Raw genomic sequence first — 25,091 nt, 5'->3', positions numbered from 1 at the left:
AACAAGTATAGAGGGCAGTTATAACAGTATTTAAATGCCGGGAAGGTTAAATGATAGTCGGTCTAGATGTAGGCACATCAAAAGTTATTTGTTTGGTCGGAGAAGTTCTGGCAGACGGTAGTTTGGAAATTGTCGGTATTGGCTCTCACAGCTCCAAGGGAATGAAGCGCGGTGTTGTTATAAATATTGAATCAACCGTTCAGTCCATACAGCGTGCTGTTGAAGAAGCTGAGTTAATGGCTGGGTGTAATATTCACTCTGTTTATGTGAGTGTTGCCGGAAGTCATATTCGTAGTTTGAACTCTCATGGTATTGTCGCGGTCAAAAATGGGGAAGTGCAAAAAGAGGATATTGATCGAGTTATTGATGCAGCTCAAGCGGTGCCAATTTCTTCTGATCAACGTGTGTTACATATTCTTCCTCAAGAATATCATATAGATTCCCAAGAAGGGATCAAGGACCCGTTAGGTATGTCGGGGGTTCGTTTAGAAGCGAATGTTCATATGATTTCGGGTGCGGCAAACGCTGTGATGAATGTTGAAAAATGCATTAAGCGATGCGGTCTTGGTGTAGATGGTGTGATTTTATCTCAGCTTGCCTCGAGTGCGTCTTCGCTGAGTGAAGATGAAAAAGAATTAGGTGTTTGCTTAGTTGATATTGGAGCGGGCACGTCGGATATTGCTGTTTGGTTGGATGGTGCGTTGCATCATACTGCGGTAGTACCTGTCGCTGGCGATCAGGTGACAAACGATATTTCTATGGCATTGCGTACGCCGACACAGCATGCAGAAGAAATTAAAGTTAAATATGCCTGTGCTATGTCTTCGCTAGCGGTTGTTGATCAAGCGATTCAGGTACCTAGTGTGGGTGATCGTCAGCCTCGAACTATCTCTCGACATGCTCTTGCGGAAGTTGTTGAGGCTAGATATGAAGAAATTTACAGTTTAATTCAAGATGAATTAAGACGCAGTGGTTATGCTGAACGAATCCCTGCAGGTATTGTAATTACTGGTGGTACGTCTCTTATGGAGGGTGCTGCCGAGTTAGCAGAAAAGGTATTTGATATGCCAGTCCGCTTATCGGTACCAGATTGTGCTAAAGGAATGTCAGGCATTGTCGATAACCCGATATATTCAACAAGTGTTGGATTATTGGCTTATGGAAGCAAGGAGGCTGAAGTTGCAGAGCCTTCTAAGCAAGTTATGTCTAAGACGCAAAGTAAACGAGATATATCATTGTTGGCAACAAAAGAAACCGGGTCTTCCTTCAGTGCAACGAAGGTGTGGCACAATTTAAAACACTGGTTTCAGAGCTACATGTAGTCAGCATTGATAACGAATTAATTAAGGAGCTATATGCCCATGAACGTCTTTGATTTAGCCGATGAGAATTTATCTGATAATGCTGTTATTAAGGTTATCGGTGTTGGTGGCGGTGGCGGTAACGCTGTTCGTCATATGCTTGAGAGTCAGTTGGAAGGTGTTGAATTTATCTGTGCGAACACAGATTCAAAAGCATTGATAGGATTTGATACAGGTGTTTCTTTACAACTTGGCTCTACTATTACAAAAGGGCTAGGTGCCGGTGCTAACCCAGAGGTTGGCCGCGATTCTGCTCTTGAAGATCAAGAAAAAATTACACAATTGCTAACCGGTGCCGATATGGTATTTATCACTGCTGGTATGGGTGGTGGTACAGGTACAGGTGCGGCTCCAGTTATTGCTAAAGTTGCTCGCGAATTAGGTATTTTAACGGTTGCTGTAGTAACTAAACCGTTTCCTTTTGAAGGTCGTCGCCGAGCTAAAGTAGCTGAAGCGGGTGTTAAAGAATTGCGAGAAAATGTCGATTCATTAATTACTGTGCCAAATGAGCGATTGTTGCCCGTACTAGGAAAAAATATTACGTTGTTGAAAGCGTTTGGTGAAGCGAACAATGTTTTGTTTAATGCAGTGCAGGGTATTACCGATCTTATTATGCGCCCTGGCTTAATCAATGTTGACTTTGCAGACGTAAGAACAGTGATGTCTGAAATGGGCATGGCGATGATGGGAACAGGTTCTGCTTCTGGTGATGACCGCGCGCGAGTAGCGGCGGAAGCAGCAATACATAACCCATTATTGGAAGATATTAACCTTAGAGGAGCTCGTGGAGTTCTAGTGAATATTACAGCCAACGAAGAAGTTGGATTGTCTGAGTTCACAGAGGTTGGTGGTATTATTGAAGAATACGCATCGGAAGATGCAACGGTTGTCATTGGTTGTGCTATCGATCCAAGTGTTGGAGATGAGATGCGAGTTACAGTGGTGGCAACTGGGTTAGAAGGACGATCTTCTGCAGAGATGCAGACGGCAGTAGGTGAGTCCGTTGTTTCTCAGCCAGCTCAAGCTAACGTTGAGAAGGTTGTTGAAGAAGAGCGCGTTGTGCCGGCTCAGCAGAAAACTGCTTCAAGGCCAATGTTAACTCCGTCTTCAGCTAAGAGAGATGAAGTCGTTGAGAAAAGTTCTGAATCTGATGCTGGAGACTTAAATGAATCTTCTTCATCAGTAAATGGCGATAAATTGTCATACTTGGACATTCCCGCTTTCTTGCGTCGGCAAGCTGATTAGTTTGCGTAAAAAAGATGCAACTATAAAGCGTTGAATTGTATAAAAATTGTGTTATTGATATTATTCTTAATTGAAAATATATCTTGTCATGAAAGTGTAGGAATCTAATGGTACGTCAACACACATTAAAAAACATTATTCGAGCTACCGGTGTAGGTCTACACTCTGGTGAGAAGGTGTATTTGACATTAAAACCGGCCCCTGTAAATACAGGGATTGTTTTTGTTCGCACAGATTTGGATCCAGTTGTAGAGATTCATGGTGATGCGCGCTCGGTTGGTTCAACGAACTCAGCTACGACTTTATGTCAAGGAGATGTGAAGGTTAGTACCGTAGAGCATTTGCTTTCTGCTATGGCAGGGTTAGGCGTTGATAACGCTTATGTTGAAGTGAGCGCTAGTGAAGTTCCGTTGATGGATGGTAGTGCTAGCCCATTTGTTTTTCTTCTGCAATCTGCAGGATTGGAAGAGCAAAGTGCGCCTAAAAAATTCATCCGTATTAAGAAAGCGATTCGAGTAGAAGATGGCGATAAGTATGCAACTTTAGAGCCCCATTCTGGCTTTCGCTTATCTTTTACGATTGATTTTGAGCATCCTGCGATTGGTGAAGATGTTCAACATACATCGTTTGATTTTTCGACTACTACGTTTGTTAAAGAAATTAGCCGTGCTAGAACGTTTGGTTTTATGAAGGATCTTGAGTACTTCAAAAACAACAATTTGGCCCGTGGCGCGAACATGGATAATACGATAGCGCTTGACGACTTTCGCGTGTTAAATGAGGAAGGGTTACGCTATAGAGATGAACTTGTTCGTCATAAAGTGCTAGATGCAATTGGTGACTTGTATCTTCTTGGTCATAGTTTGATTGGGGAATATAAGGCCTTTAAATCTGGACATGGTTTAAATAATAAGCTTTTGTTGACATTGCTTGCGCAACAAGACGCATGGGAATATGTTGTCTTTGAAGACGCGGCCCAAGAAACCCCAATTTCGTATATTGAGCCAGCTTTTGTAGGCGCTTAATAATTGTACGAAATACTGAAAACTTAAAAAAGCCAGGCAAATTAGTCTGGCTTTTTTGCGTTTTGCTCCTTGATATTCCATGTTTTGTCCCACATTACCATGGTAGACTCTAATTCATTACTAATTTGGCGGCGTTGTATTCAAGATGTTAGGAACTGTATTAAAAAAAGTACTCGGCACAAAGAATGACCGAGAAGTAAAACGATTCAAAAAAGTCGTTATTCAAATTAATAAACTTGAAGAATCTTTCAGCAAGCTTACCGATGGCGAGTTAGCGGGGAAGACAAACGAGTTTCGTGAGCGTGTCAGCAAAGGTGAGTCATTAGATTCTTTGTTGCCCGAAGCTTTTGCTACTGTCCGTGAAGGAAGTCGCCGAGTAATGGGGATGCGCCATTTTGATGTGCAGCTGATTGGGGGTATTGTCCTTCATGAAGGTAAAATCGCTGAGATGCGCACCGGTGAAGGTAAAACACTCGTTGCTACCTTGGCTGTATATCTGAATGCCATTTCCTCAAAAGGCGTACATGTTGTTACTGTGAATGATTACCTCGCTAAGCGTGATGCTAACTGGATGCGTCCACTCTATGAATTTTTAGATATGAGTGTAGGGGTTGTTTTTTCTGGACAAGAGCGAGAGGAAAAACGAGCGGCGTATTTGTGTGATATCACCTACGGTACAAATAATGAGTTTGGTTTTGATTATCTGCGCGACAACATGGTGTTTCGTTTTGAAGATCGTGTACAGCGAGAATTAAACTTTACCGTTGTTGATGAGGTTGACTCAATTTTAATTGATGAAGCCCGCACACCTTTGATTATTTCTGGTGCGGTTGAAGACAGCTCTGAACAATATCGTAAAATCAACTTCTTACCTCCGTTGCTTAAGCGACAAGAAGAGGGTGCTGAGGGTGAAGATGCGGGACACTATGTGTTCGATGAATCTCAGAAAAGTATTGAGCTGACTGAAGATGGTCACCAGTTTGTTGAAAGTTGGTTGGTAGAACAGGGTATGTTGCAAGAAGGGGACAGCTTGTATGCAGCAGGCAATTTATCTCTGCTTCATCATGTTCATGCTTGTTTAAAAGCTCATGTAATCTTTCACAAAAATATCGATTATGTTGTTCAAAATGATGAGGTTATTATCGTCGATGAGCATACTGGTCGTACTATGCAAGGTAGACGATGGTCTGAAGGTATTCATCAGGCTGTTGAAGCGAAAGAAGGTGTGACTATTCAAGCTGAAAGTCAAACTTTGGCATCAACTACTTTCCAGAACTATTTCCGCTTATATGACAACCTATCTGGTATGACGGGTACGGCAGATACTGAAGCGTTTGAGTTTCAGCAAATCTACGGCTTATCAGTTGTTGTGATACCGACTAATAATCCGGTACAACGAAAAGATTCTAATGACCTTATTTATATGTCTACAGAAGACAAGTTTGAGGCCATTGTCGTTGATATTGAGAACATCTCTGCTCAAGGTCGCCCTATTCTAGTGGGTACGGCGTCGATAGAATATTCTGAGTTGTTATCTGATTATCTAAATAAGAAAAACATCAAACACAATGTCTTGAATGCGAAGCAGCATGAGCGTGAAGCGCAAATTGTAGCCGAAGCTGGGCGTCCATCAGCAGTGACGATTGCCACTAATATGGCAGGTCGCGGTACTGATATTGTGTTGGGTGGTAATTTGCAGGTAGAGCTTGATCAGCTTGGCGAATCAGCGACGCAGGAAGAAATTGATGCGTTAAAAGCGGATTGGCAAGATCGAAATGCAGCTGTATTAGCTGCTGGCGGTTTGCATATTATTGGTACAGAGCGTCATGAGTCGCGCCGCATTGATAATCAGTTGCGTGGTCGTGCTGGTCGTCAAGGTGATGCGGGTTCTTCGCGTTTTTACTTGTCTCTTGAAGATAGCTTGATGCGAATTTTCATGTCTGACCGCATTAAAAAAATGATGCTGGCTTTGGGGATGGAGAAAGGCGAGGCTATTGAGCATAAGATGGTTTCTAATGCCATTGAGAAAGCTCAGCGTAAAGTAGAAGGTCGTAACTTTGACATCCGTAAGCAGCTTCTCGAATATGATGATGTAGCAAACGATCAACGCCAGGTTATTTATCGTCAGCGTTTCGATATGATGGTTTCTGAAGACTTATCCGAAGCGATTAACGCGATGCGTGAAGAAGTGGTTGCCAATCTTGTTAATGAGTTTATTCCTCCTCAAAGTGTTTACGATCAATGGGATTTGAAAGGACTGGAAGAAAAAGCTCGTAATGAGTTTGGTCTAGAGTTGCCTGTTGTTCAGTGGGTCGAGGAAGATTCTAAATTATATGAAGAGCCACTACGACAAAAGATACATGATGCCTTTGTTGATGACTATAAGGCTAAAGAGTTAGTCGCTGGCGCTGAGTCGCTTCGAGTTTTTGAAAAGCAGGTTTTACTGCAAGTGCTCGATACTTTGTGGAAAGAGCATCTTCAAACTATGGATATGCTGCGTCAAGGTATTCATTTACGCGGCTATGCTCAAAAAAATCCTAAGCAAGAGTATAAGCGTGAAGCTTTTGAGTTGTTCCAAGATTTGCTTGAGCAAGTTAAGTTTGAAGTTATTCAGATTGTGACTCGCGTTAAAGTTCAGTCTCCTGAAGAATCTGAGAAAATAGAAGAGGCGCGCCGTATTCAAGAAGAAAAAACGACATTGAGTATGCAGCATGAGTCTTCATCTGTGCTGTCTGAGGGGGCTTCGGATAATGCAGAGTATCCTAAGGTTGGTCGTAATGAGCCTTGTCCTTGTGGTTCCGGTAAAAAATACAAGCATTGTCACGGCAGTCTTGTTTAGTTGAGGGTGTTCGAATGGCAGTAGGATTGTGTGATTTCCCTAATATTCCTGAAATCAAAGGAGTGAAGATAGGGGTTGCTGAGGCGGGTATTAAAAAACCAAACAAAAAAGATCTTGTTATCTTTGAGTTGTGTGAAGGGGCTGCTGTTGCTGGAGTCTTCACGCAAAATGCTTTTTGTGCAGCGCCAGTACGTTTATGTCAGAAACATTTGGCCAGCTCAAGCCCTAGGTATTTGCTGATTAATACCGGTAATGCTAATGCGGGTACGGGTAAGTTGGGTGTTGAAAATGCTTTGCTTACTTGCCAGGTGTTGGCTGAGCAAGCTGGTGTTGATGTCGATGCTATTTTGCCATTTTCTACAGGGGTTATCGGTGAACCATTGCCGACGGATAAAATAGTAGCGGCAATCCCAGCTGCGTTTCTGTCTCTCTCTGGGGATAGTTGGCGCGCTGCAGGCACTGGCATTATGACCACAGATACACTGCCTAAAGGTTCTGTTCGCTCATTTGAGTATGAGGGGCGCGCTTATACTGTTGCTGGTATTTCTAAAGGGGCGGGAATGATTCGTCCTAATATGGCTACCATGCTAGGTTATGTGTTTAGTGATATTGCAATGGATGCGTCGCTTCTTCAGAAAATGTTGAAAGAAGTGGTTGGGAAGAGTTTCAATCGTATTACGATCGATGGCGATACCTCGACAAATGATTCCTGTATTGCGGTTGCAACAGGGAAAGCGGGTAATGAGGTGGTAACTGATGTTGCCTCACCATTGGCTCAAGCTTTTTTAACTGCCTTTACTGAGGTGATGCAAGAGTTAGCTCACGCGATTGTGCGTGATGGCGAGGGTGCGACTAAATTTGTTACTGTTGAAGTTCAAGGGGCGAATTTAGTATCTGACGCGACTAAGGTTGCGTTTGAGGTGGCTCATTCTCCTCTGGTGAAAACAGCTTTATTTGCCTCTGATCCTAATTGGGGTCGAATTTTGGCGGTGGTAGGTCGTGCTGGCGTTGAAGGTCTTGATGTGGATAAAGTTCAGCTCCATATAAATGGTTTTGAAATTGTTCGTGATGGCTGTCGATCACCAGACTATCTTGAGAAACATGGTCAAGAGGCGATGGCGCCTGAAGAAATTCATATCGTGATTAACCTTGGGGCGGGTGATGTCTCAGACACGGTATGGACGACGGATCTTTCGCGTGATTATGTGACTATTAATGCAGATTATCGTACCTGATGTTGGTGCGTGTTGCGGCAGGTATTATACTGCGAGATCAATCTGTTTTTATTGCTCTTCGTAAGGCAAGTCAGCATCAAGGTGATCTGTGGGAGTTTCCGGGTGGAAAATGTGAGCCTGATGAATCTCCTGCTGATGCGTTAGCGAGAGAGTTGTATGAAGAGTGTGGAATAGTTGTTAGGCAAGCGAATTTTTTTCAGACGATTTCGCATGATTATGGTGATAAGCAAGTTGAGTTGATTTTCTTTGTTGTCACTCAATTTGACGGAGAGGCAAGAGGGAAAGAAGGACAGGAAGTGCGTTGGGTCTCTATTGCTGACTTAGCAGATTACTCTTTTCCTGAGGCCAATAAAGTGATTGTAAGAGCATTATTGGATCAATAGTCTGTTATTTTTGTCGCCTGTTTATTGAAAAGCACTCTAAGTGATTAGAGTGCTTTTTTTTTGTCTTGAGGCTTTTGTAATGTGTTTTTTGAATATTCAGGCAAAAAAAAACGACCCTAAAGTGGGTCGTTTTAAATTGGTATGGGTTGGTTAGCCTTTAAGTAGCTTGGCTAGAATTGGATTTACCATGCCAGGGTTTGCTTTACCTTGAGAAGCTTTCATAACTTGGCCGACAAAAAAGCCAATCATTTTCTTCTGCTTGTCAGGTTCCGCGGCGCGGTACTGTTCCACTTGAGTCGCGTTCGCGTCTAAAATAGCTTGTATCATGCTTTCGATCGCGCCAGTGTCGGTGACTTGTTTAAGGCCTTTCGCGTCAATGATGGCGTCGGCTGAGCCTTCGCCGTTCCACATAGCTTGCAGCACATCTTTGGCTGTTTTGCCGTTGATAGTGTTGTCTTGGATGCGGGCAAGAAGTTCGCCAAAAGCACTTGCTGAAACAGGAGATTGGTTGATTTCTAGCTGAGCCTGATTTAGTAATTTACTTAGCTCCCCCATTACCCAGTTGGCGGTTAATTTAGGGTCTTTTGTGGCAGAGTTTGCTGCTTCAAAGAAGTCGGCCATTTCACGAGAAGAAGACAAAACGTGAGCGTCGTATTCGCTAAGGTTGTACTCACTCTGAAAGCGTTTAGCTTTATGGTTAGGTAGTTCAGGTAGGCTTGCTTTAATGTCGTCAACGTACTCTTGGGTTAATTCTATAGGGAGTAGGTCGGGGCATGGAAAGTAGCGATAGTCATTCGCGTCTTCTTTAGAACGCATGCTTCGAGTTTCATTCTTTTCGGCATCGTATAAGCGAGTTTCTTGAGTGATTTTGCCGCCGTCTTCAAGAATGTCAGCTTGGCGTTCAATTTCGGTGTAGATGGCTTTTTCGATAAAGCGAAATGAATTCACGTTTTTAATTTCAGTTCGAGTGCCAAACTCTTTTTGACCTTTTGGGCGTAGTGAAATATTAACATCGCAGCGCATTGAGCCTTCTGCCATGTTGCCATCACAAATACCTAAATAGGTGACGATAGAGTGAATCATTTTAACGTACGCTACGGCTTCTTTTGCTGAGCGGATGTCTGGTTCAGAAACAATTTCTAGCAAGGGTGTGCTGGCGCGATTTAAGTCGATGCCAGTCATTCCTTGAAAGTCTTCATGTAATGATTTGCCAGCATCTTCTTCAAGGTGGGCGCGAGTTATGCCGACGCGTGAAGTGGTGCCGTCGTCAAGAAGAACGTCTAAATGGCCTTTGCCCACAATAGGGTGGTCCATTTGGCTGGTCTGGTAGCCTTTTGGAAGGTCGGGGTAAAAGTAATTTTTGCGAGCAAAGACAGAATGCATGCCAATTTCAGCGTTGATAGCATGACCAAACATAACAGCCATGCGCAATGCTTCTTTGTTGAAAACGGGCAAGGCACCAGGCATGCCTAGGTCGACAAGGGTTGTTTGGGTGTTTGGTTCAGCGCCAAAGCCAACGGCTGCGCCAGAAAATAATTTTGATTTCGTAGAGAGCTGAGTATGAATCTCTAGGCCAATAACAACTTCCCAGTCCATATTATGCTCCTTTTGCCAATGTTGGTGTTTGTAAGTGCCAGTCGGTATTCTGCTGGAACTGGTGTGCGATGTTTAATAGCTTGGCTTCGGCAAAGTAATTGCCCATGATTTGTAAACCAACAGGCATGTCGTCTGCAAAGCCGGCAGGAACAGACATGGCTGGAATGCCAGCAAGGTTCACAGATAGGGTGTAAATATCTTCTAAGTACATAGCGACTGGGTCGTCTGTTTTGCTGCCAATGTCAAACGCAGTGGTTGGTGCGACGGGTCCCATGATGACATCGACTTCACTGAGCGCCTTAACGAAATCTTCTTTGATTAGGCGGCGAATTTTTTGTGCTTTTAGGTAGTAAGCGTCGTAATAGCCTTCAGACAGGGCATAGGTACCTACCATGATGCGTTTTTGTACTTCTGTGCCAAAGCCTTCAGCGCGCGAGCGGGTGTACATGTCTAGCAAGTCTTTTGGATCGTCACAGCGATGTCCAAATCGAACGCCGTCAAAGCGAGATAAATTAGAAGACGCTTCTGAAGGTGCGATAACGTAATAGGCTGGAATGCTTAGTTGTAGGTTCGGTAGTGATATTTCTTTCACTGTCGCGCCGAGTTTTTCAAACTCTTTCACTGCCGACATAATTGTATCAGCTACTTTAGGGTCTAAGCCTTCGCCAAAATACTCTTTCGGCAAGCCAATTTTAAGGCCAGTTAATGGCGCATTTAAGTTAGCTAAGTAGTCTTCTTTAGGTGTTTCAGAAGAAGTCGAGTCTTTTTCGTCAAAGCCTGCCATGGCTTGCATTAAGTGGGCGCAATCTTCGGCGCTTTTCGCCATTGGGCCACCTTGGTCTAAGCTTGATGCATAGGCGATCATGCCAAAGCGGGAGACGCGTCCATAAGTCGGTTTTAGGCCTGTTATGCCGCAAAACGATGCGGGCTGGCGAATAGAGCCGCCTGTGTCTGTGCCGGTAGCGGCAACAGCAAGTCCAGCGGCAACGGCAGCAGCAGAGCCACCAGAAGACCCGCCAGGTACTTTGTTTAGGTTCCAAGGGTTTTTAACGGCCCCGAAAAAACTGTTTTCGTTAGAAGAGCCCATCGCGAACTCATCCATATTTGTTTTGCCTAGCATTACTGCGCCCGCTTGTTGTATGCGGCTTGTTACTGTTGACTCATAAGGCGGAACAAAATTATTGAGCATTTTAGAGCCGCAAGTTGTCAGTACGCCTTGGGTGCAAAATAAATCTTTGTGGGCGATAGGTATGCCGGTTAGGCTGGTACCCTTGTTGCTTGCTAGCAAGGTGTCGGCTGCTTTTGCTTGTTGTAATGCAAGCTCGTCACTGATGGTGATGAAACTATTGAGCTGAGGATCAAGTTTGCTAATTCGATCTAAAAAAAGGCGTGTTAACTCAACGCTAGAAATATCTTTATTGCGCAATTTTGTCGCTAAGGTAGAGATGCTTTGTTCAAACATATTGTGTTCTCGTTAATCAATCACTTGCGGTACTAAGAAAAGGCCAGCTTCAGTTTGTGGCGCGTTGGCTAGGAACTCGTCTCGACGGTTGCCTTCTGTGACGACGTCTTCTCTGAGTCTCTGGGTCATTTCAAGTGGGTTGCCAAGCGGTTCGATACCATCGGTATTAACCGATTGCATTTGCTCAACGAGTGCTAATACGCTGGATAGTGATTGCTGGTATTGAGCTGCGTCTTCCTCAGTGAGGGCGAGGCGAGCCAGGTGTGCTATTTTTTGCACGTCTTGTTTGTTTATGGACATGTTCCACCTGATGTTAGATTGTCGAAAATGGTGTGTATTGTATCTCTTCAGACAGGAGCTAGAAAGACCATGAAGGGAAAAAGCAATTTCTTTTCGATCAAATTAAAAAAATTCGTATAAACAATGAAATACCTTAAGACTTTTTGCTTATTTACGACGAATCGGCTTGCTGAATGTGTGGGCGATTGTTACATTTTCACACTGTTCGTATTGTATTCATTAGGGTGTGGAATTACATGTTTAAAAAAATTAGGGGAATGTTCTCTAGCGATTTGTCAATTGACTTAGGGACGGCTAATACCCTTATCTACGTTCGTGACCGTGGCATAGTGCTTGATGAGCCATCTGTTGTCGCCATTCGTCATAATGGGAATCAAAAAACAGTCGCGTCAGTTGGTAAAGATGCGAAGCGCATGTTGGGTAGAACGCCTGGAAATATTACGGCGATTCGACCAATGAAAGATGGGGTCATTGCCGATTTTCATGTCACTGAAAAAATGCTTCAGTATTTTATTTCTAAAGTGCATGAGAATAGCTTTTTAAAACCAAGCCCGAGGGTGTTGGTTTGTGTTCCTTGTAAATCAACACAAGTTGAACGACGTGCTATCAAAGAATCAGCATTGGGTGCCGGTGCTCGCGAAGTCTATATTATTGAAGAGCCAATGGCGGCAGCTATTGGGGCGGGTCTGCCAGTTGCAGAAGCATCTGGCTCAATGGTTATTGATATTGGTGGCGGTACCACAGAAATCGCAATTATTTCCTTAAACGGTATTGTTACTTCTGAGTCTATTCGTGTTGGTGGTGATCGTTTTGATGAAGCGATTACAACGTATGTACGTCGTCAATACGGTAGTTTGATTGGTGATGCTACGGCTGAGCGCATTAAAACCGAAATAGGCATGGCTTATCATACTGGTGAAGAGTTGCAGATTGATGTTCGCGGTCGTAACTTAGCTGAAGGTATTCCACGCTCCTTTACTTTGAGCAGTACCGAAATACTAGATGCCTTGCAAGAACCGCTCGCGCAAATTGTTCAAGCGATCAAAGGTGTTCTAGAGCAATCTCCACCAGAATTAGCGGCTGATATCGGTGAAACGGGTTTGGTTTTGACTGGTGGTGGTGCTTTGCTGCGTGAAATCGATCGTTTAATTAGCGAAGAAACAGGTCTTCCTGTGATTATCGCTGATGATCCACTTACTTGTGTTGCTCGAGGTGGTGGTATGGCGCTTGAAATGATGGATAAACATGCCTCAGAGCTTTTTACTGCTGAAAATGAGTAATTGCTAGGAGCCATACCATTAATAATTCGCTTTATTTTAATGGCAAGATATCCAGCGCGCGTTTTGTTGTGCTGGTCATCTTATCTATCATGATGATCGTTGCTGATACTAGATATTCTTTGTTTGCCCCGGTTCGCCCTTATCTCACTTGGCTTGTTGCGCCTATTCAGGTCGTGGTAAACACGCCACAAAAAATTCTTTACTGGACCGGTGATCATTTAGAAAGTCGCGAAGGACTGGTTAAAGAAAATCAGTCTTTAAACCAAGAAGTGCTTGTGCTTCAAAGTCGACTGCAGAAATTAAACTCCCTCCAGGCTGAAAACGTTCGTCTGCGAGAATTGTTAGATGCTTCGCAACGAGTTGATGAAAAAGTCGTTATGGCAGAAGTGATTGGGTTCGACCAAAATGCTTATAGTCATAAAATACTTATCGATAAAGGTTTTTCTTCTGGTGCGTATGTCGGTCAACCTGTTTTGGATGCAACAGGAGTGCTGGGTCAGGTTGTAGAAACGTCTGCCTATACTAGCCGTGTTTTATTAATTGCTGATGCGAGTCATTTTTTACCTGTTCAGTTATCCCGCACAGGATTTAGAAGTGTGTTGCGTGGTGTTGGCGACTTAAAAGATTTGAAGCTGATGAGTGTTCCGCAATCTGCTGACATTAAAAAAGGTGATATTTTGACAACGTCGGGTCTAGGTAAGCGTTTTCCAGCTGGGTATCCGGTCGGTGTTGTGCGTTCTGTAAAGCATATATCTGGACAACCTTATACTGATGTCGATGTCGTTCCTTTGGCTCAGTTAGGTCGAAGCCGTCATGTGATGTTAATTGAAAAATCTAAGACGGAGCATCAATGAAATCCTTTAGTGTTTTTGTTGTCACACTGATAGCTGCGCTTATGCTTGAGGCGATGCCTTTACCCGAGTCGTTGGTTTGGTATCGACCTGAGTGGGCATTGTTGGTTATTTTATACTGGGTTATTGCTTTGCCGTTTCGTGTTGGAGTGGGAGTCGCGTGGTTTCTTGGGTTGATGGTGGATTTGCTACAAGGTGGTATTATCGGCCAGCACTCTCTGACTTATGTCATTATCGCTTTTTCATGTGCAATTTTTTATAAGCGATTACGTATGTATCATCGTTGGCAGCAAGGTATTTTTGTCTGCCTCCTAGTGAGCATAAATCAATTGGTAGGTTTCTGGATTGATCATTATCTTGGTAATGCGCAACCAACCTTGATGATTTTTATGCCGGCGATTGTTACTGGCTTGCTTTGGCCGTGGTCGTTTGTTGTATTACGCAGTATTCGTCGCATTTACTCGATTCGCTAAATTGTTTTTCAAGTTGGTTTTTAGGTCTTTAAGGTCGTTTATTAGGAAAGGTTTATGCTTGTATTAGCTTCAGCGTCGCCAAGAAGAAAAGAGCTTCTGGCGCAATTAGTTAAGCGCTTTGAGGTCTGTCCTGCTGATATAGATGAAGCGCCTTATGAAAATGAGGGTGCTGTCGATTATGTGCTTCGGATGGCGCGCGAGAAAGCGCAAGCCGCTGCTGAGAAGCTTAAAGCAAAACGAAACGAAATAGAAAATGTTGTTATTTTAGCGTCCGATACAAGTGTTGTTGTTGATGGGGTTATTCTTGGAAAGCCTTCTTGTTTTGAAGACTCAAAAAGAATGCTTAGATTATTGTCAGGTCGTGATCATCAGGTAATGACCTCGATTTGCCTCTATGATTTACATCGTGAGCATGTTCAACTAACTAATGTTACTAGTAATGTTTCTTTTAGAGCGTTGTCTGATGTTGAAATAGCGCAGTATTGGAAAAGCGGAGATCCTCAAGATAAAGCGGGCTCTTACGCGATTCAAGGGTTAGGGGCGGTGTTTGTTCGCTCAGTATCTGGCTCTTATTCTGCTGTGGTGGGTTTGCCTCTTTATGAAGCATCTCAGTTACTTGCTTTGTTTGGTATTCATGCATTAGAGGAGATGTCCGGTGAGTGAAGATGTATTAATAAATGTCACCCCGATGGAAATTCGAGTGTCTCTTGTTGAAAATGGGATGCTGCAAGAAGTTTATATAGAGCGAGCCAGTCGTAAAGGCATCGTAGGCAATATTTATCAAGGTAAAGTGGTTCGTGTTTTACCTGGAATGCAGGCTGCATTTGTGGATATTGGTTTAGAGCGAGCGGCTTTTATTCATGTTTCTGAAGTGGCTGATCGTGATGCGATCAATCCAAGTGATCAAATCGGTGATTACCTTCGAGAAGGTCAATCCCTTGTTGTTCAAGTGACAAAAGACCCCATCAGTACAAAAGGGGCGCGTTTAACTACCCATCTTTCTATACCCTCTCGTTACCTTGTTTATATGCCTGATCAGTCTCATGTTGGTGTTAGTCAACGTATTGAGAATGAAGAGGAGCGTGAGCGTTTAAAATCTCTTATTTCTGAGGCGTTAAAAGACGCGGATGAAACGAATGGTTATATTTTACGAACTGCAGCAGAGCGAGCTGGCGAAGAAGAAATCCTAGCCGATATAAAATTCCTTACGCGTTTGTGGCAAGCAGTGAAACGACGAATTAAAGTTGCCAAAGCTCCCTCCATTATTTATGAAGATCTGCCGCTTCATTTGAGAACAATGCGTGATTTAGTGAGTTTAAAAACGGAAAAAATCCGTATAGATTCTCGTGAAAATTATGCCAAGCTTCGCTCTTTTGCTGAAGATTTTATGCCTGAGTTGACAGAACGCATTGAATATTATCCAGGCGAGCGTCCTATTTTCGATTTATACAGCGTTGAAGATGAAATACAAAAAGCCTTGGATCGTAAGGTACAGCTTAAGTCGGGCGGTTACTTGCTGGTTGAGCAAACTGAGTCTATGACAACCATTGACGTCAACACTGGGGCTTTTGTTGGCAGTCGAAATTTAGAAGAAACCATCTACAAGACAAATTTAGAAGCCGCGACTTCTATCGGTCGTCAGCTGCGATTGCGAAATTTGGGTGGCATCATCATTATTGATTTTATCGATATGGAAGATGAAGAGCATAAGCGGCAAGTGCTTAGAATGTTAGAAAAAACACTAGACTCCGATCATGCTAAGACAAAAATTACCGGTGTCTCTGAGCTTGGTTTGGTCGAAATGACGAGAAAACGTACACGGGAAAGTTTGGGGCAGACGCTCTGCGAACCATGTCGTTCTTGTCGGGGTAGTGGGTTAGTAAAAACACCTGAAACAGTTTGCTATGAGGTCTTTCGTGAAATACTTCGAGCTGATCGTGCTTATGATTCACAGACCTATACAATATTGGCCGCGAGCTCAGTGGTTGATCGCTTTTTAGATGAAGAAAGCGTTGCTGTTGCTGAATTGGAGGCCTTTATAGGTAAAACAATTCGTTTTCAGGTTGATCTAGTTTATACGCAGGATCAATATGATGTTGTTCTTCGATAATAGGTTCTAAGATGAGGCAGTCTCTGCAAAGAGCGATCGGCGTTGTGTGGTGGGCGCTAGTGTGTGTATCCGCTCTGCTTGCTATGACGGTTGTTGCGGTTAAGTTGTTGCTGCCTTGTCTTGATGACTATCGATTGCAAATAGAGAGTAATCTCAGTCAGTTAACGGGCTATCAAGTGACGCTTAGTAAGATCGGTGGGCATTTGGAAGGGGTTGATCCGACTGTCTCTGTTAGTAATTTAGTGCTAACAGTTAATGGTGAGTCCGCTGTCAGTATTCCAGAAATAAGAGTTCGAATTGATCTTATTAAGTCTCTTCTGTCTTTAACGCCTCAATTTACCTATGTTCGTTTTGTTAAGCCCTCTTTATCCTTTCAGGAGAGTGGTGGTCAATGGCGACTAAAAGGTGCTGTGTCTTCATCCAATGTCAAAAGCGATGTGGGGGTGGAGAGGATTTTAGGCTATTTAACGGCGCAACAACGTTTTTCTATTCTAAATGCCAAAATAGATATCAATAGTGAGCAATATGGTAAACACGCTATTGCTATCCCAGCGGCCTATGTTTTTCAGTATTCTCAATCCTCGTGGATTAAGTCAAAAGTATATGTCGATGGTAATGCGACTCCTTTTGATCTCAACGCTAAAATCTATCAATCACTGGGTGCCTTTGGTGATTATCAAGTTGACGCGAGTGTTAATGTCCCTAATATTTTAATTCCTTTCAATGGTAAGTCTGAAACTTGGTCGGCTGATTTAACGAGTGTTGATTTTGCGGGCAAGCTTTGGCTTAATTATCGTGTTGGCGAAGGGTTTATGCTTCAGGCTAAAGCATCAAAACTTAGTGTTGCTTTTAAAAATGGTGAAGCTTATGAATCTGCGCCTTCTGTACGAGTTGGGTACAGTCAAAAAAAGGCGAGTTTGTCTGTCGATGTTCATCATATGCAACTTAAAGATGAGCATGAAAAAACATATGAGCCAATGAACTTATCCTATGAATGGTCGACTGCTACCAACCAATCTTATTTGCTTTTCAATCAGTTTGATTTGGCGTTGGCTCATCGGATAGCAAATCATTTTTTACAACCTGATTGGCATATAACAAAACTAATTTCTGGACTATCGCCTAAAGGTGTTATTTCGAATGCTTCATTACGTATTGGTAAAAAAGACAATGCGGTGTCTTATCACTTTTTAAGTAATTTACAAAATGTCTCTAGCTCAGGCTATCTAGGTATTCCCAAAGCTGATCATATTGATGCGGTATTAAGTATCGCTGATACTGGAGGTTATATTCAGTTCAAGCAGCACAAGGGGATGCTTGCCTTTCCTGATCTCTATGCTAGCGAATGGCAAGTCAGTTCGTTATCTGGCACGGTTAATTGGCAGCTTGTGCAAAATACACTGGTTGTTAGAGGGCAAGACTTAAAGTTGAAGCGTAATGGTTCTGACATTAAGGGCGGCTTTCGTTTTGAAGCCCGGCAGAACGCTCCTGATTGGCTGTCTTTGAATATTGCGGCGCAACATGTGTCTGTGGCGGATAGGCTTACTTACCTTCCTGACAAGGCGCTTGATGCTGGGTTGCGAAGCTGGATAAAAGACTCTTTTGCCAATAAAGGCGAAGTGAATAATGTTGATTTACTTATTCAAAGTGATTTGGCTGATGGCGCAGTGCCAGATGTTCGGCTAAAAATGGATGTAAGCGATGCGGATATTACTTTTGATAAGAATTGGCCCACGGCAAAATCGGTTAATGGTCAATTTACGTTGAATGAATCTGGTGTGCATGTTCTGGTTAAATCCGCGTCCTTATCAGATGTTGCTGTCTCGAATATTTCAGTGGATGTACCCGTTAAAAACGGTAAGGCAGATTGGTTAAGTGTAAAGGGAAGTGTTGCGCAAGAATCGTCTGAAATGCTCCGTTTATTGCAGTCGACGCCGTTGGCGAATAATGTATTGGCGCCTTTTAAAACATGGCGTGTGTCAGGCGTTATGGCCGGTGATTTTGATGTTTCCATTCCGCTTAATGAAAAGCATAAAGAGCCAAGAGTAAGTCTTGGGTTACGCTTTAAGAATAATCCGGTTTATATTGGCGATATCGATTTGAATAATGTCGTTGATAAAGGCCAATTCAACTTTTCCAGCGAAAAAGGAATTTATGACTCCGATTTCGATATTCAATCTTTTTCTGGTCATACACATATGGTGCTTACATCATCTTTTGAAAAAGATGGTCGAATTAGTATATTAGGTCAACTATCAGGCTCGGCAAATCTTTATCAAATTGCACAGTGGCGAAAACTACCGGACTATCTAGCGAATAAGATCACTGGAGATGTTAAATATAACGGCACTTTGTCGATAAATAAGTCCCAGGAGGGACAGGTTGACTTACTGATTAATAGCGATCTTAAGGGAGGAGCGATTGCGCTTCCGCAACCGTTCTCTAAAGTATCTGCTCAGGCCATGCCTTTTACCTTTAAAATGATGTCTCACCAACAAGATATCGTGATTCAAAGTGACTTTTCTTCCTTAGTAAAGACGAATTTATTAATAAAATCGGGCCAGTTTATTGGTGGCGAACTGTATTTTAATAGTGATAAGGCGCTTCCGAGTAATATGAAAAAAGGTTTGGCAGTAGAAGGGCAGTTTTCGTCTTTTGATGTATCAGACTGGAGTAATGTATTTGAGAAGTTAGGTGGGGAGGAGGGTTCTGTCCCTTCATTAAATGACAGTAATATTAAGTTGCCTGACTGGCTACGTTACGTGAATTTATTGATTGATAAGATTGTAGTGAACCCGCAAAACAGCCTGCATAATGTTAAAGTGAATTATGATGCCAACAATACGAATGGAAAGTTCCAGGTTAGTTCAGATGAGCTGAATTTCAAATTTGATCATGATGGGCTTAAGCCGAGATTGCATTTTGGTTATTTAAGTTGGAATAGCGATAAAGGCGCGGGAGACGGTAGCCCTGATAAACCGCCTTTTCATGCCAGTCAAGTCCCTAATATGACCCTAATAGTGGATCAGCTGTACATTAATCAAAAGCCTTATGGGGATTGGAATTTAAATGTGGTGCGAAATGGTAATGAGCTACGTATAGATCCATTTTCTTCTGTTTTGAAAAAAGGCAAATTTGATGGTCATCTTATTTGGAAGGATAATGCAGCTCAGCCAACCGTTACGTTAACTATCTCGGTAAATGGCAAGGATTTGGCTGAGTTGATAGATAAGTTTTCAGATAAGGCCTTTGTCACCTCTAAGAAATATAAAATTAATGTGGTTTTAAATTGGCAAGGTCACCCTTTCTACTTTAACCGCAAGACGGTCTCGGGAAGAATTTCTTTTGACGCTGAAGATGGCAACTTTTCACAGGTTGATGAATTGCCTGCTTTTATGAAAATATTTGGTATTTTTAATGTCGAATCATTAAAACGACGATTGAGTCTGGATTTTTCTGATGTCTATAAGCCTGGATTAACGTATGACAGTTTCAAAGGTACTTTTGATATTAATAAAGGCATTCTTAAGACCACAAAACCTTTGAGTATCAGTTCTCCAACGGCAGAGGTGTCATTGGAAGGCACGGCAGATATAGTGAATGAGGCGTTAGATGAAACGTTAACGGCAACCTTACCTATTACGCGCTCTTTGCCGTTGGCAGGTTTGTTGTGGGGGTCGCCTCAATTGGCGGGAATTTTGTTTCTTACAGATAAATTGATCGGCGATAGTTTATCAAAAGTCACCAGTGTCCAGTACCATATAAAGGGATCATTTGATAGTCCTGAAATTACACCGGTAAAGCACAAGCAAGTAAAAAAGGTGAGTAATTAAATGAAATCACTTCGCATCGCAGCTATTCAGTTAACGAGTACCGCTGATTGGGCTCAAAATTTAGAAATGACGAAAAAATGGGTTGGTTTGGCGGCAAAAGATGGCGCGAGGTTGATTGTTTTACCAGAAAATGTGTTTTTATTTGATGGCAAAGCAATGCGTTATTTGGCAGATTCTCCTGCACAAGATGAAATTCTGAAAGAAGTAGTCCAGTTAGCTATCAAGCACTCTATTTATCTTGTTGTAGGCTCTCACCCATCAGCTAATCGTGTCACAGGCGAGGAAGTTGGCGGTGGGCGAGTGCGTCAGTCTTGTTTGGTTTTTTCTCCTGATGGAGAGCTGATAAAACGCTATGACAAAATTCACCTTTTTGATGTGGCGGTTAACGACAAAGCAGGAGCTTACAAAGAATCGGCATCGATTGAGCCTGGGGATATTGAGACCCAGATCATTGATGTGGATGGTTTTAAAGTGGGTCTAAGTATTTGCTACGATGTGCGCTTCCCTGAGCTTTATAGGGCCTTATCAAAGGCGGGAGCGGAAGTCTTGCTTGTGCCGGCGGCATTTACCTATGTTACAGGTAAGGCGCATTGGAACACTTTATTAGCAGCCCGAGCCATAGAGAACCAGTGTTTTGTACTAGGTGTTAATCAATGCGGTTGGCACAACGATACTCGACAAACTTATGGTCATAGTGTGTTGTATTCACCAAATGGTGAGTTTCTTGATGGGTTGGAAGAGGAGCCTGGGTATTTTGTTTGCGACATTACCGATGAAGTGTTGCTGGAGTGTCGTAACAATATGCCTTGTTTATCGCATCGTCGTCTGTAAAAAAAGCGCCTTAGGTATTTCACTTAAGGCGCTTTAATCAAATAACGATTGTTAATCTTGTGCTTGCATAGCGAATTGTTCTATTCGGATAAGCCTAATTTCTTTTCTTCAGCTTCTCTTAGAAAGCGAAACAGTTTTTTTCTGTTTGTTGTATTACTCTGTAGAGAGGCTTCTTTTTGTGATGAGCGAATAAGTTGTCTCAGTTGTTGAATATCTTCGACCTCAGGGTGATCTGTTAGATACTCAGCAAGCACTTCTTTGCTATGTTCTCCAATGAGAGCATCACGTTTAAGCTCTAGTTGGTGGAATAGCTTGTTATAGGCAGCAGACGTACTATCAAATATGGCTATGCTGTGAGCAATAGATTCATGATCCTCAGTGCGCATCACTCTGCCAATATATTGTAGATGTCTTCTTGAAGCTTCGTGCTGTTTTATGCGAGTGGCTTCAGTAAGAGCGGCTCTCAATGTTTCAGACATCTGGATTTTCTTTTGCTGATTTTTACTCAGGCTTAATAATTTCTTACCTAGCTCTTGTAGGCCTTCCATTTCACGCTTGATCTGCGTTTTACTTTTAATAATTTCTTCATCGTCATCAATTTGATCAAAGTCTGTCATGGGAACCTATACTAAAAAAATGGTAGCAAGACCGAGGAAGGCTAAAAAGCCAACGACATCAGTCACAGTTGTTAAAATCACACTGGCGGCTAAAGCTGGGTCGATACCAAGTTTTTTTAAGAAAATTGGTAATAGCGTGCCTGTGAGTGCGGCAAAAAACAGATTTATGATTGTCGCGCTTGCAATGATATAGGCAATCTTTATGTTGTCAAACCAAAGTGCTGTTAAAGCGGCAATAACGGTCGCCCAAAGTATACCATTTAATACGCCAACAATGAGTTCTCTGTTTAAAAGCCATCGAGTATTGGTCGCACCTATCTGGTTTAAGGCAATGCCTCGAATGACAAGAGTCAGTACTTGAGACCCCGCAATGCCGCCCATGCTGGCAACAATTGGCATCAGAATAGCAAGCGCGACAATTTGATCTAGGGTGTGCTGAAATAAGCCAATTACATACGATGCGATGAATGCGGTAATTAAGTTGATGCCGAGCCAAACTGCGCGTCGTCTCGTTGTTTTTAGTATGGGGGCAAAAGTGTCTTCGTCATCGTCTAGGCCGGCCATACTCAGCATAGAGTGCTCTGCTTCGTCGCGAATTACATCAACTACGTCATCGATAGTGATTCGACCTAATAATTTTTTGGTGATGCTATCAATGACGGGAGCCGATACTAGGTCCATCTTTTCAAAGAGTTGTGCTACTTCGCTAGCGGGTGTGTTGGCATCAATAACGGTATTGTCTGTTTCCATAATGTCGCGCACGGTGCAATTCACGTCTGCAACCAGTAGTTTTGTTAGAGGTAGCGTTCCTAGTAGGCGATCAGAGCGACTCACAACCAGTAGGCTATCGGTCATGTCAGGGAGAGTCTTATGTCGGCGTAAGTAGCGAAAAACGATATCAAGGGTGATGTTTGGACGGATAGTGATTGTATCCGTATTCATCAAGCCGCCAGCAGAGTCCTCTGAGTAGCTTAATAGTGCTTCCACTCGCATTCTGTCTTGGCTGGACATGGAAGCCAGAACTTCTTTTACAACGGTCTCTGGGAGGTGTTGTAAAAGATCGGCAAGGTCATCACTTTCGAAATGCTCAGAAACAGCGACTAGGCGTTCTGTGTTCATGTTTAACATGAATTGTACGCCAATCTCTTCACTTAAGTATTGGAGTACTTCGCCTTCGTTTTTAGAGTCGATTAAATCCCAAAGAAGTTTACGTTCTTTTGGTGGGGATGACTCAAGTAAGCGGGCAACGTCTTGTGCAGGTAGGGCGCCGTTAAGTAAATAACGGATTTGCATGGTGGCACCGGATTCTAGAGATTCGGTGACCGTTTGAAGATGAGCGAGAGTGGTTTGTTCTGACATGGCCGTCCTTACTCGTCTTCGCCAAAGCGATCATGGATCAAGGCGATGATCGCTTTGATTGCTTCCTCTTCGTCTTCTCCATTGGTTTTGATCTTGATGTCAGTGCCTTTACTGGCTGCTAGCATCATCATCGCCATAATGCTTTTCCCATCCACATTACGACCATCTTTTTCAATGGTGATGTCAGAAGAGAAGCGTGAGGTTGTTTCGACCAGTTTTCCCGCTGCACGAGCGTGAAGGCCAAGTTTGTTTATGATTGTGACAGACTCTTCCAACATGTTTTTTCCTTATAGTAGAGAATCTAGTGCTGCAAATAGAGCGTCGTTTGTTTCTGCTGCTCTAAGCTTGTTTAAGGCGTCATCCGACTGTGCCAACTCTGCTATTTCGGCAAGTGTAGATAGGTGTTCGTCGCATTCCTGTGGCGGTACGATAAGTGCAAAGACTAAATCAATGGGTTTCTTGTCTATAGCATCGAAATCGATAGCAGATTGTAACGAAATTGCGATAACAGCAGTGTGATTGGCAGTTTCTAGGCGACAATGTGGGATAGCAATACCATTGCCTATGCCTGTGCTGCCGAGTTTTTCTCGACTTAACAGTGCTTCATAAATGGCTTCTTTGTCACAATGAAGTCGGTTTGCAGCAACTTCAGCAATGCTTTCAAGAATGCGTTTTTTACTGACGATGTCTTGTTTTGCTAGTACAAGGTCTGTTTTTAATAATGATTTCAATGGCATAGGGAAATATTATCCGTATTAGATCAATCGTTTTCGTTCATTTGAAGGAGGAATATTCATTGCCTCGCGGTATTTTGCCACAGTACGTCGTGCTACCTGTATGCCTTGGTCGGCTAAAACGGTGGCCAGTTTATTGTCACTTAGCGGTTTTTTAGCCGGTTCTTCCAGTACTAATTTTTTAATCATGGCTCTTATTGCAGTAGAAGAGCATTCGCCACCTGAGGCGGTGTTTACATGGCTAGAGAAGAAATATTTTAGTTCAAATATGCCTTTAGGTGTGTGCATGTATTTATGCGTAGTAACTCGCGAAATAGTAGATTCGTGCATGCCTACTTCTTCAGCTACATCATGCAACACCATGGGTTTCATGGCTTCTTCGCCTAATTCGAAAAAATCAATTTGACGTTTAACGATACAGCTAGTCACTTTTAATAGTGTTTCGTTGCGGCTTTGCAGACTTTTCATGAACCATTTGGCTTCTTGCAATGAATTCTTTATGTATGTTGCGTCTTCTGAGGTGGACGCAGTGCTTGCCATTGCAGAGTAGGTTTCATTAATTTTGACAGGTGGAAGGGCGTCATTGTTTAGTTCGACTTGCCAAGTGTTATTTATTTTTTTAACAGATACGTCAGGTATTACATAATCTGTGTCATCGGAATCAATAATAGAACCTGGACGTGGATTAAGTTGTTGAATTAACTCAACCACTTCTTTTAATGATTCTTCTTTGAGTTTTGTTTTTCGACTTAATTGTACAAAATCACGATTACCCAGCAGAGGTAAATAATTATCGACTAAATTGTAAGTGCTTTTGTACAGTGGGTGGTCGCGAAAGGCTTCTAGTTGGACTAATAAGCAATCGCGTAAGTCGGTTGAGCAAACGCCAACAGGATCAAAGCGTTGGAGTCTATGCTGCACCGCCATTACTTCGTCAAGTTCTAAGTCTTCTAGTTCGCTGGAGAGCGATTCCCATATATCTTCCGCTGTAATGCTCAAATAGCCATCAGATTGGACGCACTCGATAATTGCGTAAGCGATTTCAATGTCTCGGTCTGACATGTGCGTTAAATTGAGTTGCCAAATTAGATGGTCTTGAATGCTTTCTGAGGGAGCATTACGGCTCTCATAGTCGCTTTCGCCTTCATAGTTTGTGCTAGAAGTAACCGCGGCCGCTGAGTTTTGAAAGGTGTCGTCCCAGTTGCTGTCGATAGATAGCTCTTCAGGGATGCTGTCGGTCCACTCCGATTCGACACGAGCTTCTTCGCTTGAGCTCGCTTCAACTTTCTTATCGTTTGCTTCTTGTTGTTCTCTTGTCGGTGCTTCTGAACTGGCATAGTCATCATCGTCTATTTCTAATAGAGGATTTGACTCTAGAAATTCATGAATTTCTTGTTTCAGATCTAACGTAGAAAGCTGCAGCAACCGAATGGCTTGTTGCAGCTGAGGCGTCATGGTCAGTTGTTGACCGATTTTTAGTTGCAAGGACTGCTTCATAAAGAAACACTTCTAATAAGAGAAAATTGGAACGAGTTATGCATACTACTCCCTTTCGGC

General features: G+C 42.8%; 21 protein-coding genes. 13 read left to right on the top strand and 8 right to left on the bottom strand.

Features of this window, described 5'->3' with window-relative positions; translation table 11 throughout:
- Nucleotides 1–50: 50 nt before the first annotated feature.
- The 6 genes from ftsA (at nt 51) to mutT (ending at nt 8,088) form a co-directional block, all read left to right on the top strand.
- Nucleotides 51–1,322: a cell division protein FtsA gene (gene ftsA, locus V6259_RS03195; protein WP_133011126.1), complete on the top strand. Its 1,272-nt coding sequence runs from the start codon at nt 51–53 to the stop codon at nt 1,320–1,322.
- 39 nt (nt 1,323–1,361) lie between these two features.
- Nucleotides 1,362–2,606 carry a cell division protein FtsZ gene (ftsZ, locus tag V6259_RS03190; RefSeq protein ID WP_341583284.1) on the top strand — a complete coding sequence of 415 codons (1,245 nt, stop codon included), beginning with the start codon at nt 1,362–1,364 and terminating at the stop codon, nt 2,604–2,606.
- 107 nt (nt 2,607–2,713) lie between these two features.
- Nucleotides 2,714–3,631, top strand: a complete 918-nt coding sequence (gene lpxC, locus V6259_RS03185; RefSeq protein ID WP_133011128.1) for a UDP-3-O-acyl-N-acetylglucosamine deacetylase — start codon at nt 2,714–2,716, stop codon at nt 3,629–3,631.
- 145 nt (nt 3,632–3,776) lie between these two features.
- Entirely contained in the window at nt 3,777–6,470 is a 2,694-nt protein-coding gene (secA, locus tag V6259_RS03180) for a preprotein translocase subunit SecA (RefSeq protein ID WP_341583283.1), read from the top strand.
- A gap of 14 nt (nt 6,471–6,484) precedes the next feature.
- The gene (gene argJ, locus V6259_RS03175; protein WP_341583282.1) at nt 6,485–7,705 is read left to right on the top strand and encodes a bifunctional glutamate N-acetyltransferase/amino-acid acetyltransferase ArgJ; all 1,221 of its coding nucleotides are present in this window, start codon (nt 6,485–6,487) and stop codon (nt 7,703–7,705) included.
- Nucleotides 7,705–8,088, top strand: a complete 384-nt coding sequence (gene mutT, locus V6259_RS03170; protein WP_341583281.1) for an 8-oxo-dGTP diphosphatase MutT — start codon at nt 7,705–7,707, stop codon at nt 8,086–8,088. The genes argJ and mutT overlap by 1 nt, the downstream gene beginning before the upstream one ends.
- 150 nt (nt 8,089–8,238) lie before the next feature.
- Here mutT and gatB read toward each other — a convergent pair whose 3' ends face one another.
- Genes gatB through gatC form a run of 3 tightly spaced genes read right to left on the bottom strand, consistent with a single transcriptional unit; the run spans nt 8,239 to nt 11,446 of the window.
- Nucleotides 8,239–9,684, bottom strand: a complete 1,446-nt coding sequence (gatB, locus tag V6259_RS03165) for an Asp-tRNA(Asn)/Glu-tRNA(Gln) amidotransferase subunit GatB (RefSeq protein ID WP_341583280.1) — start codon at nt 9,682–9,684, stop codon at nt 8,239–8,241.
- Between the two features lies 1 nt (nt 9,685).
- Complete coding sequence (gene gatA / locus V6259_RS03160) at nt 9,686–11,146, bottom strand: Asp-tRNA(Asn)/Glu-tRNA(Gln) amidotransferase subunit GatA (protein WP_133011133.1); 1,461 nt, start codon at nt 11,144–11,146, stop codon at nt 9,686–9,688.
- Between the two features lie 12 nt (nt 11,147–11,158).
- The gene (gatC, locus tag V6259_RS03155) at nt 11,159–11,446 is read right to left on the bottom strand and encodes an Asp-tRNA(Asn)/Glu-tRNA(Gln) amidotransferase subunit GatC (RefSeq protein WP_133011134.1); all 288 of its coding nucleotides are present in this window, start codon (nt 11,444–11,446) and stop codon (nt 11,159–11,161) included.
- Nucleotides 11,447–11,682: 236 nt separating this feature from the next.
- Here gatC and V6259_RS03150 point away from each other — a divergent pair, with 236 nt between their 5' ends.
- From V6259_RS03150 to V6259_RS03120, 7 genes are all read left to right on the top strand, one after another.
- The gene (locus V6259_RS03150) at nt 11,683–12,726 is read left to right on the top strand and encodes a rod shape-determining protein (protein WP_341583279.1); all 1,044 of its coding nucleotides are present in this window, start codon (nt 11,683–11,685) and stop codon (nt 12,724–12,726) included.
- Between the two features lie 68 nt (nt 12,727–12,794).
- Nucleotides 12,795–13,580, top strand: coding sequence for a rod shape-determining protein MreC (gene mreC / locus V6259_RS03145; RefSeq protein WP_341583278.1), 786 nt, complete (start codon nt 12,795–12,797; stop codon nt 13,578–13,580).
- Nucleotides 13,577–14,050 carry a rod shape-determining protein MreD gene (mreD, locus tag V6259_RS03140; RefSeq protein WP_341583277.1) on the top strand — a complete coding sequence of 158 codons (474 nt, stop codon included), beginning with the start codon at nt 13,577–13,579 and terminating at the stop codon, nt 14,048–14,050. Before mreC ends, mreD begins: the two co-directional genes overlap by 4 nt.
- 54 nt (nt 14,051–14,104) lie before the next feature.
- Nucleotides 14,105–14,713, top strand: a complete 609-nt coding sequence (locus V6259_RS03135; protein WP_341583276.1) for a Maf family protein — start codon at nt 14,105–14,107, stop codon at nt 14,711–14,713.
- Nucleotides 14,706–16,160, top strand: a complete 1,455-nt coding sequence (rng, locus tag V6259_RS03130; RefSeq protein WP_133011139.1) for a ribonuclease G — start codon at nt 14,706–14,708, stop codon at nt 16,158–16,160. Before V6259_RS03135 ends, rng begins: the two co-directional genes overlap by 8 nt.
- Before the next feature lie 11 nt (nt 16,161–16,171).
- Nucleotides 16,172–19,993 carry a YhdP family protein gene (locus tag V6259_RS03125; RefSeq protein WP_341583275.1) on the top strand — a complete coding sequence of 1,274 codons (3,822 nt, stop codon included), beginning with the start codon at nt 16,172–16,174 and terminating at the stop codon, nt 19,991–19,993.
- Nucleotides 19,994–20,824: a carbon-nitrogen hydrolase family protein gene (locus tag V6259_RS03120; protein WP_341583274.1), complete on the top strand. Its 831-nt coding sequence runs from the start codon at nt 19,994–19,996 to the stop codon at nt 20,822–20,824.
- Nucleotides 20,825–20,904: 80 nt separating this feature from the next.
- On the opposite strand, the gene yjgA is transcribed toward V6259_RS03120, so the two are convergent.
- From yjgA to V6259_RS03095, 5 genes are read right to left on the bottom strand one after another with little or no spacing between them, the layout of a single operon-like run.
- Complete coding sequence (yjgA, locus tag V6259_RS03115) at nt 20,905–21,441, bottom strand: ribosome biogenesis factor YjgA (protein WP_133011142.1); 537 nt, start codon at nt 21,439–21,441, stop codon at nt 20,905–20,907.
- Nucleotides 21,442–21,447: 6 nt separating this feature from the next.
- Complete coding sequence (mgtE, locus tag V6259_RS03110) at nt 21,448–22,800, bottom strand: magnesium transporter (RefSeq protein ID WP_341583273.1); 1,353 nt, start codon at nt 22,798–22,800, stop codon at nt 21,448–21,450.
- 8 nt (nt 22,801–22,808) lie between these two features.
- The gene (locus V6259_RS03105) at nt 22,809–23,078 is read right to left on the bottom strand and encodes an HPr family phosphocarrier protein (protein ID WP_133011144.1); all 270 of its coding nucleotides are present in this window, start codon (nt 23,076–23,078) and stop codon (nt 22,809–22,811) included.
- A gap of 9 nt (nt 23,079–23,087) precedes the next feature.
- Nucleotides 23,088–23,537: a PTS sugar transporter subunit IIA gene (locus V6259_RS03100; RefSeq protein WP_341583272.1), complete on the bottom strand. Its 450-nt coding sequence runs from the start codon at nt 23,535–23,537 to the stop codon at nt 23,088–23,090.
- A gap of 18 nt (nt 23,538–23,555) precedes the next feature.
- Nucleotides 23,556–25,031, bottom strand: a complete 1,476-nt coding sequence (locus tag V6259_RS03095; protein ID WP_341583271.1) for an RNA polymerase factor sigma-54 — start codon at nt 25,029–25,031, stop codon at nt 23,556–23,558.
- Nucleotides 25,032–25,091: the final 60 nt, after the last annotated feature.

This window comes from Marinomonas sp. TI.3.20, from assembly GCF_038155025.1.
Classification (GTDB): domain Bacteria; phylum Pseudomonadota; class Gammaproteobacteria; order Pseudomonadales; family Marinomonadaceae; genus Marinomonas; species Marinomonas flavescens.
The sequence above is the reverse complement of the archived record's forward strand: the minus strand, read 5'-3'. Positions and strand labels throughout refer to the sequence as shown.

Bases quoted from the DNA above. Each gene is read 5' to 3' on its own strand.
- ftsA (WP_133011126.1), top strand. From the start codon at position 51: ATGATAGTCGGTCTAGATGTAGGCACATCAAAAGTTATTTGTTTGGTC.
- ftsZ (WP_341583284.1), top strand. From the start codon at position 1,362: ATGAACGTCTTTGATTTAGCCGATGAGAATTTATCTGATAATGCTGTT.
- lpxC (WP_133011128.1), top strand. From the start codon at position 2,714: ATGGTACGTCAACACACATTAAAAAACATTATTCGAGCTACCGGTGTA.
- secA (WP_341583283.1), top strand. From the start codon at position 3,777: ATGTTAGGAACTGTATTAAAAAAAGTACTCGGCACAAAGAATGACCGA.
- argJ (WP_341583282.1), top strand. From the start codon at position 6,485: ATGGCAGTAGGATTGTGTGATTTCCCTAATATTCCTGAAATCAAAGGA.
- mutT (WP_341583281.1), top strand. From the start codon at position 7,705: ATGTTGGTGCGTGTTGCGGCAGGTATTATACTGCGAGATCAATCTGTT.
- gatB (WP_341583280.1), bottom strand. From the start codon at position 9,684: ATGGACTGGGAAGTTGTTATTGGCCTAGAGATTCATACTCAGCTCTCT.
- gatA (WP_133011133.1), bottom strand. From the start codon at position 11,146: ATGTTTGAACAAAGCATCTCTACCTTAGCGACAAAATTGCGCAATAAA.
- gatC (WP_133011134.1), bottom strand. From the start codon at position 11,446: ATGTCCATAAACAAACAAGACGTGCAAAAAATAGCACACCTGGCTCGC.
- V6259_RS03150 (WP_341583279.1), top strand. From the start codon at position 11,683: ATGTTTAAAAAAATTAGGGGAATGTTCTCTAGCGATTTGTCAATTGAC.
- mreD (WP_341583277.1), top strand. From the start codon at position 13,577: ATGAAATCCTTTAGTGTTTTTGTTGTCACACTGATAGCTGCGCTTATG.
- V6259_RS03135 (WP_341583276.1), top strand. From the start codon at position 14,105: ATGCTTGTATTAGCTTCAGCGTCGCCAAGAAGAAAAGAGCTTCTGGCG.
- V6259_RS03125 (WP_341583275.1), top strand. From the start codon at position 16,172: ATGAGGCAGTCTCTGCAAAGAGCGATCGGCGTTGTGTGGTGGGCGCTA.
- V6259_RS03120 (WP_341583274.1), top strand. From the start codon at position 19,994: ATGAAATCACTTCGCATCGCAGCTATTCAGTTAACGAGTACCGCTGAT.
- yjgA (WP_133011142.1), bottom strand. From the start codon at position 21,441: ATGACAGACTTTGATCAAATTGATGACGATGAAGAAATTATTAAAAGT.
- mgtE (WP_341583273.1), bottom strand. From the start codon at position 22,800: ATGTCAGAACAAACCACTCTCGCTCATCTTCAAACGGTCACCGAATCT.
- V6259_RS03105 (WP_133011144.1), bottom strand. From the start codon at position 23,078: ATGTTGGAAGAGTCTGTCACAATCATAAACAAACTTGGCCTTCACGCT.
- V6259_RS03100 (WP_341583272.1), bottom strand. From the start codon at position 23,537: ATGCCATTGAAATCATTATTAAAAACAGACCTTGTACTAGCAAAACAA.
- V6259_RS03095 (WP_341583271.1), bottom strand. From the start codon at position 25,031: ATGAAGCAGTCCTTGCAACTAAAAATCGGTCAACAACTGACCATGACG.